Origin of the sequence: Okeania sp. SIO2F4 (assembly GCF_010672385.1) — a bacterium.
GTDB lineage: Bacteria > Cyanobacteriota > Cyanobacteriia > Cyanobacteriales > Microcoleaceae > Trichodesmium.
Window position 1 is genome coordinate 1 of record NZ_JAAHGT010000450.1, and the last position, 7609, is coordinate 7609.

General features: G+C 34.4%; 11 protein-coding genes. 3 read left to right on the forward strand and 8 right to left on the reverse strand.

What is annotated here, in order from left to right; translation table 11 throughout:
- Window positions 1-35: 35 nt before the first annotated feature.
- Both F6K22_RS24335 and F6K22_RS24340 read left to right on the forward strand, forming a co-directional pair.
- A complete protein-coding gene (locus F6K22_RS24335; RefSeq protein ID WP_293103892.1) occupies window positions 36-311 on the forward strand; it encodes a DNA cytosine methyltransferase in 276 nt (91 codons plus the stop codon).
- 29 nt (window positions 312-340) lie between these two features.
- The gene (locus tag F6K22_RS24340) at window positions 341-1000 is read left to right on the forward strand and encodes a type II restriction-modification system restriction endonuclease (protein WP_293103870.1); all 660 of its coding nucleotides are present in this window, start codon (window positions 341-343) and stop codon (window positions 998-1000) included.
- A 170-nt stretch (window positions 1001-1170) separates the two neighbouring features.
- Here F6K22_RS24340 and F6K22_RS24345 read toward each other — a convergent pair whose 3' ends face one another.
- From F6K22_RS24345 to F6K22_RS24375, 8 genes are all read right to left on the reverse strand, one after another.
- A complete protein-coding gene (locus F6K22_RS24345; RefSeq protein WP_293103873.1) occupies window positions 1171-1812 on the reverse strand; it encodes a ParA family protein in 642 nt (213 codons plus the stop codon).
- Window positions 1813-1899: 87 nt separating this feature from the next.
- Entirely contained in the window at window positions 1900-2364 is a 465-nt protein-coding gene (locus tag F6K22_RS24350) for an AAA family ATPase (protein WP_293103875.1), read from the reverse strand.
- A 161-nt stretch (window positions 2365-2525) separates the two neighbouring features.
- On the reverse strand, window positions 2526-3722 hold the full coding sequence (gene cofH / locus F6K22_RS24355; protein WP_293103878.1) for a 7,8-didemethyl-8-hydroxy-5-deazariboflavin synthase subunit CofH: 1197 nt from the start codon (window positions 3720-3722) through the stop codon (window positions 2526-2528).
- A gap of 462 nt (window positions 3723-4184) precedes the next feature.
- Window positions 4185-4457, reverse strand: a complete 273-nt coding sequence (locus tag F6K22_RS42435) for a hypothetical protein (protein WP_363274312.1) — start codon at window positions 4455-4457, stop codon at window positions 4185-4187.
- Window positions 4458-4481: 24 nt separating this feature from the next.
- Entirely contained in the window at window positions 4482-4823 is a 342-nt protein-coding gene (locus F6K22_RS42440; protein ID WP_363274314.1) for a hypothetical protein, read from the reverse strand.
- A gap of 373 nt (window positions 4824-5196) precedes the next feature.
- Window positions 5197-5451, reverse strand: a complete 255-nt coding sequence (locus F6K22_RS24365) for a hypothetical protein (RefSeq protein WP_293103881.1) — start codon at window positions 5449-5451, stop codon at window positions 5197-5199.
- Between the two features lie 36 nt (window positions 5452-5487).
- Window positions 5488-5664: a hypothetical protein gene (locus F6K22_RS24370; RefSeq protein ID WP_293103883.1), complete on the reverse strand. Its 177-nt coding sequence runs from the start codon at window positions 5662-5664 to the stop codon at window positions 5488-5490.
- 312 nt (window positions 5665-5976) lie between these two features.
- The gene (locus tag F6K22_RS24375) at window positions 5977-6588 is read right to left on the reverse strand and encodes a DUF3318 domain-containing protein (protein ID WP_293103886.1); all 612 of its coding nucleotides are present in this window, start codon (window positions 6586-6588) and stop codon (window positions 5977-5979) included.
- A gap of 344 nt (window positions 6589-6932) precedes the next feature.
- Here F6K22_RS24375 and F6K22_RS24380 point away from each other — a divergent pair, with 344 nt between their 5' ends.
- On the forward strand, window positions 6933-7235 hold the full coding sequence (locus F6K22_RS24380) for a hypothetical protein (protein WP_293103889.1): 303 nt from the start codon (window positions 6933-6935) through the stop codon (window positions 7233-7235).
- The last annotated feature ends 374 nt before the right edge of the window (window positions 7236-7609 follow it).

A 7609-nucleotide genomic window follows, 5' to 3' on the forward strand; every position in this document is an offset into this window, starting at 1 on the left:
TCTGAGGAGCGCGTTTAGGGTATACAATATTTGGAATTAATGGCGTTACTTCCACATTAACTGCTTCTACTTCTAGACATTATGAAAGATATCAAGTCGGCAATAAATTTAGGCGTTTAACTAATATTGAATATGCTCGTTTAATGGGATTTCCTGATAATTGGTGTCGAGTTGCTAAAATTTATGACCAATATATTTTATATGGTAATTCTGTTGTGCCAAATTGTGTAGAATGGATATGTCAAAGAATTAGTCAAGAAAATTTTAAATTTAAACCGAAAGTTTGGGAACAATTAACATTGTTTAGTTAATTAATTATTAATTAGATATCTACCAATACATGAAAGAATTAACACTACCATTTCTTAAAAATGAGGCGGCAATTTTTGTTAAGGATTTAAGTATTAAACCTATTTCTGATTTGTACGGTATTACCGATGGTAAAGCAGTAGGAACTTATGTAGAACAAGCATTCAATAAATATTTACAAAAAAAGTATTTATATACTCCAGGTAGTGCAGCTATTGGCATAGATTTTCCGGAATTAGAAGTAGATTTAAAGGTGACATCTATTCGACAACCACAGTCATCTTGTCCTTTTAGAGATGCAAGTCAAAAAGTTTATGGATTAGGTTATCATTTACTTATTTTTGTCTATGAAAAAATAGATGATCGCGAATTACGAGCAGCAAATTTGAATATTCAAAATGCAGTATTTGTAGACAAAGAAAGAACAGGAGATTATCAAACTACACGAGGTTTAATTGAGATTATTAGTCGGAATGGTAATCAAGATGATGTAATAGGATTTTTAGAAGATCGTAACTTGCCTTTAGATGAAATAGGACGTGAAGTTTTAGCTGAGAGAATAATTAGACAACCTCCACAACAGGGTTATATTACTATCTCTAATGCTTTGCAATGGAGATTACAATATAGAAGAATTATTGAGCAGGCAGTAATAGGAAATGTAGTTGGAGTAGAAAATATTCTGGGTTAAAATTACTTTGAGAATATTGATAAATATATTTGTTTTTATTTGACTTTCTTTCTTAAGTTTGATGATTTTAATCTTGCCTAAAAATGTACTATTAGTTTTAACTTTTGAGCTAGTAATGTTGGGTTTCATAACTTCAACCCAACTTACTAACACTTGGCTTACTCTGACAATTATTTACAATAGTCAATTATTTTATATGCTATAGACTCAAAAGCATTTGTTAATTCCTTAATTAGGTCTGTTTGCTGTGGAGACCAAGAAGCACGGTTTTGAAGATCCCTTACCGGACGGAACTCGGATAGTTTTGCAATAGGACAATTTTGCCACATACTGTTTTGAATAAGAACATTCATATCCTCAATTCCACCAAGACGGAAGTTAACACTTTCATATTTTTTAGGAACAGCCGTATATACCGTTATTTTACCTAGTGACTCTAGAAGTTTTTTGACAGATTCTGAAATTTTAGACTCCATTTTTTTATCTGCTGCAATGGTCTGTTTATTCTGTTCATTTTTTGGCTTTCTTGTATCATATCCATTGAAAATCCATCCAATAAATACAGGTTTTCCAAGGTCGTTATATCTTTCATCATGAGGGTTGTATGTATTGTATCTTTGACATCCTAATTGCCACTCATTGATAAAACGTGGTAAAGTTTCTCCGATAAGACCAACGCAATAAGAACAAAAAGTATCAGATGTGCAGGGAATAATTAAATAATTTGATGAATACAGTGCAGCTGTTACTAGGTTATTGAATGAGGGTGGCAAGTCAATCAAAACATAATCATAAATAAAATGGCGTTGCACAATCAGGAATGATGAAATCCGAACATTTGATATTTTTAGATCATTCTTTCCTCAATATATGTACAGTTGAAAATCTACGATCATTCTTTAATGTGCAACCCCAATAAAATGATTCTCATTCTGACTGTTAGCTGTTTCTATGATCCGATTAATTACTGAAAATCTCTCAATTCCTGTACCACTTAGAAGGTCTGAACCCACGTTGATAGAGTCAGAATATACATTTAACCAAGCATCACTAGCAACTAAATCAACATCAGTTTCATCTCCTTGATGTTTATATAGTTTTGGCTCCCCAACATTTTGTAAGAAGTTCTGTAAATAAGCTCTAATTGTAAATCGAAAAGGGTTCTCTTTACTAGGTAAAAGTTTCAAAAACTTTTCCTCTCCTAAAACAGCTAATGACAAATTAGATTGTGGGTCAAAATCTATTAACAAAACTTTTTTCCCTTGTCTTGCCAGTGCATCCCCTAGATTCCATGTGATAGTTGTTTTACCAACACCACCTTTATTGTTAAATATTGAGATGACTTTTGTTTTCTTTTTTGGCACTTGATAGTCTCCTGATATTATCAATCTAGAAGTATTTTAACATTCATATTTGTAAATTCTGAGTATCAAAATATAGTTGTAAGTTTTCAAGTGAAGCGCAACCCAACAAAAAAAGTAATACATATCTGGACTTTTGTTGGGTTTCGTTACCTCAACCCAACCTACAAATACTGATAAAGTGTCTCCCTTTGTTGATAATTTCTCCCCAAACTTTTAATAGTTTCCTGCAAAGTTTCGACCTCCATACAAGTACCCCCAACAGCACCTGCCATTGTGGTAATATGTTCCTCCATTAAGGTACCACCAATATCATTACAACCCCATGTCAAAGCCTCCTTTGCTCCATCCAAACCAATTTTTACCCAACTTGGTTGATGATTAATAATCCAATTTCCTAAGAATATTCTCGACACTGCTGTTAACAATAAAACATCCAATAAAACAGGTTGGTCTCGCCCTACTCTCCGACGCAAAGGTGCAGGTGCTTCTTGCCCAACAAAAGGTAATAAAATAAACTCCGTTATTCTTGCCGGATAATCTTTTTCAATGGCAGTTTGTTGGAGAAAGCGCAATCTCTCTATATGTAAAATTTGCTGTTGGGGCGTTTCAATATGACCGCACAACATGGTACTTGTGGTTGGTATTCCCAAGCGATGCGCTGTACCAACTATTTCTAACCAAGTCGCCGTATCAATTTTTTCGGGGCAAATAACTCGTCTGACTGCATCATCCAAAACTTCGGCAGCAGTACCTGGCATCGATCCGACACCCGCATCCCGCAAAGCAGCAATTACATATTCATAACTCACCCCATCTTCCCTAGCAATAAACTGTACTTCCTGGGGAGAAAAAGCGTGTAAGTGCAACTGGGGAAACTCATTTTTAATTGCTTTTATCAGTTGCAAATAATAAGGTAAAGATTTTCCCGCAACTTTAGCTTCAAGATTTAATCCTCCCTGCATACAAATTTCTGTTGCTCCACGTTGCACCGCATCATTAGCTTTTTCTAAAATTTGACTAACATCTAACCAAAATGCACCCGCGTCTCCTTCATCTCGGCGAAATGCACAAAAACTACAATGTTGTTCGCAGATATTGGTGAAATTTATATTGCGGTTGACAACGTAAGTTACTGTATTACCTACTTGTTGTTGTCGGAGTTGGTCTGCTGTTTTTTGGATAGCGGTTATTTCTGGTGGAAGTTGAGTTAAGGCAAATTTTCTGAAATTAGTTTGAGTAGTTGGGGATAACAATAAAAGTGTCTCTGCTGGAGATAGGTCGTAACCTTCGAGAGCACGATTTAAAATTGTCTCTAAGTTTAAATCTAGATTTTGATTTGTCAAATTGAAAGTAGTCATATTTATCAGGTAAAAGGTAAGAGTAAGAACGTTGATAGAAGTTTTCATTTAAGCAAACCACAGTAGTAGGGAGTCTACACTAAAATTGTGGATAGTTTGTTGTTTGCTTAAGACCTCTCCCCCGACCCCTCTCCTGCAAGGAGAGGGGGGACTGTTATCCCCATTCCCTCCTTCCCCCCTTTCACGCGGGGGGTAAGGGGGGATAGTTGTGGGGTTGGGGGGTTAGGTTTTTTTCAACCTACATTTTCAAGCTAGACGCGCTAGTAGGGACGTTCAATGGAATGTCTCTACAGGGTTTTGGTTGTGACCTGAGCTCAGAGATCGGCAAAAGCGCTGTAATCAGAATGAATATAAATCAGAAAATAATCAACTTATGGCGCAGGAGTTTACAGAATTAGTTATTACTTTTGCTGATTTGGATAGCGATCGCTACTTGCCTACCCTTAACCAACTTAATTTACTTTATTCAATTCCTTCTAACGCAATTTGAGTTAAACGTTTGAGAATTCTAAGTACATCATAAAGTTCGTTACCAGGATTAAGAGTAATAAACATTTTTGAAAGAGCATATTGTGGTGTTTCACCATTAACTAATTTAACAAACATAAAACTGCCACCTGTAGAAATCATCCCATAATTAGGGCGATTTGGATGAGGATTTGCTAACATATAAGGAATAATTTTACCTCTGCCAGCTTCAGTAGAAAATTCAGTTTTTTTAGACTCAATTACCATTGCCGATAATTGGTCTTTTAAAACTCAAGTATCAATCTTACCTTTAATAATAATATCCTCATCTTCGACTGCTAAATTAATTGCAGGTTCAGAACGAATATACAATGGATAAAGAAAAAATACGCTAATAAATAAGATTGGGTCAACTACTGCCATCCTTACAACATTTTCTAGCACTTGCGGATAATCTATTAGATTAATAAATCGGGATTTTACTTGGTCTAGGAGTTGTTTTTCTAAATCAGTAAGTTCTGGTAAATTATCTTGCCATTCCCGGAAAAATTCCTCGTCTTGGTTTTGTTGAAGTCCTAAGTTATCAATAAGGTAGCGGATGTTTATGTCTTTAGCTGGAATAGTTTTACTCATAATTTTCAAGGAAATTTTATTGCAAATTATTTTATGCTTTCAAACAAAAAACTAGGTTTAGTGATAAAAAAATTTTTGTTTGTAGTAGGGCTTTAGCCCATTAAATACAGCGTATTTCATCAAGTGTGAGGTATAGTTTAGCGAGCAAGATCGCCACACTACAAAGGTTTTATTATTAATATTTATACTTCATATACTTGAAATCTGCTCTATATATCTTAGGGCTAAAGCCCTACTACGAACTTTAACATGATATAATCATAATATAGTATAGTTGCATAATCTTTGGTTTACAAATAGTCTCTCTAATACTGTCATTCCGAGGCAGTAATCAAAAAAGTTAACCTGTAGGAGAAAGCAAATTTATATCCTACTATATTTTATTTTGTAAGTATTGTTTCCAAACAGGATTAAGAGTAAATACTGTCAAATTATTATCTAACTGCCTATCTAATAATAACCGTTTTTTCAGGGATTGAATTAAGTTGACAGATTCCTGAATAGATAGTTCTGATTTTCTAATTATTTCTCCTATCGAAATAGGTTGGCTTTGGTTGGCAATTTGCTCCATAACTTTTATTTCCAAAGGAGATAAACGCTGCAATTGTTGTTCTAATTCTACTTGCAATGCTTCTGGTAAAATTAGGGGTTAATATTCCATAAATTATGCTACTTGACTGCCAAATAATTCTTTAATTGTTGTTGCTAAAATATCTAACCATCGGGGATTTCCTTGATAATTGTTAATCAATTTTTCCCAGGATTCTCGATCTGCTAATTGGTGTTTTTGGCATATTTCTTGAGCAGCAATTCCTAAACTTCCTAAAATTAGGGTTCGCACTGGATAATTTTCTGTTGATAATTTGATAATTTCTGTAATTTTCTCTCTACTTATTAATAGTAAATAACTCTGATGGGAGACGGTGGCAAGTAGTTGAAAAAAATCCCGATAATCTTCGTAACCATATTTGTATTTACCAGCCAGTTTTCCAGGATAAAATAATTTTTGCAGCTCATCAAATATGATGCAGCAATGATATTTTTCCAGGTATTTTTGTAGTTGCGATCTGTAGGATTTCGATGTTTCCTATTTGTTTTATTTTCGCAAAAATTAGGCTATTATTTAGGGATAAAAATGCTCCCACTACTACAATTATTCTTTCCTCACTTTTTCTGGTACTCCCACTGGAGATAAACCAGCGATCGCCTTTAAATTTTGAGACCTAATTAACTCAGTAAAATTAAAATTATTACGCCCTTCAATTTTTGCCACATTTTCAATTCCTTGTAATAAATGATTAGCTGCTTCAGGTGTTTCATAACCTCTTCTAGTTGCTATTCTAATTGCCATTTCGTCTGCTGCTAATTCTGTTTCTGTACTATGATTACTCTGCCAAATTCTTGTCAAACCAATTACACTTAAACCACTAGCAACCAAAATACCAACTACATCAGCTTCAGTTAATTGGGAAATTATTCCTACTAACCCAACTCCCAAAATACCTTGATTTATATTTGGTTTAAACCATTGAATTTCACATAACCAACTCACAGTTCTTAATATGATTAAATCTCGTTGTGCTTTGGGTAAATTCATCCATAAATCAAAATTTAGATAGATCGTCCGATCGTTTTTCCATGGTACAGGAAAAGTCGTTTTAATAATTGTAGGTTGCTCTGGTTTTCCAACTATTTTTGTCATCATTCGACCAGAAGCAGGCATAATATCGAATAAACGGCTAGTTTCAGAAAGTTCAGGATTCATATTTTTAACTGCCCCCAAAGTATTATATAAAGTTTTATAATAAATTTGCTGAAAACAAAAGTACAGAAAATTCCAACTATAGCAGTCACCAAAGTGCTTAGGATATTCTTGCGCCTCTCAAATTTAGTGACAGCAACAATTTAACTTCTGTACGCTGCCAATCCAACAAATCCCTCCTATCTAAACTTCTGACTTCTGACTTCTGACTTCTGACTTCAATTTATTCCTCTAGCTTTTAGATTAGCTGAATTCAGGATAAAATTCTCATATAGTAGGTAAATTTTTCCTCTAGTTTTGAGTTAAAATCTTGACATAAGTAAAATAATATGATATGAGAGTAAAGAATGGAAGCTTTTGATATAATTCCTCCCCAATGGACTGAATCAGCAATTCATGGGTTTGATTTCTGCTGTCCCAAATGTGGGGCAAGTACAATGGAAGCACAGGCAGTATGGATTAATCGACGATCGCCCGTATATACAGAAAATAGTCGTCGCAAATGGCAAGAATTTTATCATTGTCATTGTAATACCAGTTGGTGGGCTTGGAGTAGCGATCGCCCACCTTCTAAGTACGCTCGTAGTGAGCAAGATAATGATATGAGTGATTTAGACGGCGATCTGGGGGATCTAGATTTAGACCTTTAAGTCAAAATCCTCAACTAATAATTTGGCGTTGGTGAATAAAAGTATGATTTAAAAGGAGTCAGGAGTCAGGAGTCAGGAGTCAGGAGTCAGCAGTTAGAAAGGAGCTTTTTCCGTACCAGTTAGAGGGGAAATAGGTCTGATTTACACATTATAAATTTAGTAATTTCATACCGTGTTTCAGCAACACCAATAATTTTAAATGGCAGTTTTAGTCATAGTAATATTGATTAAGTTTCAATGGCTTAAGGGGTTTTATGGCTAAAGATGCAACGTATTATTTTAACTTACTCTACTTACCTATTATTACTTCTTTAGCACTTTTTTCAGTATAGTAGAATAGTTATATATAGTCATTATGAATAAGACTGAATCAC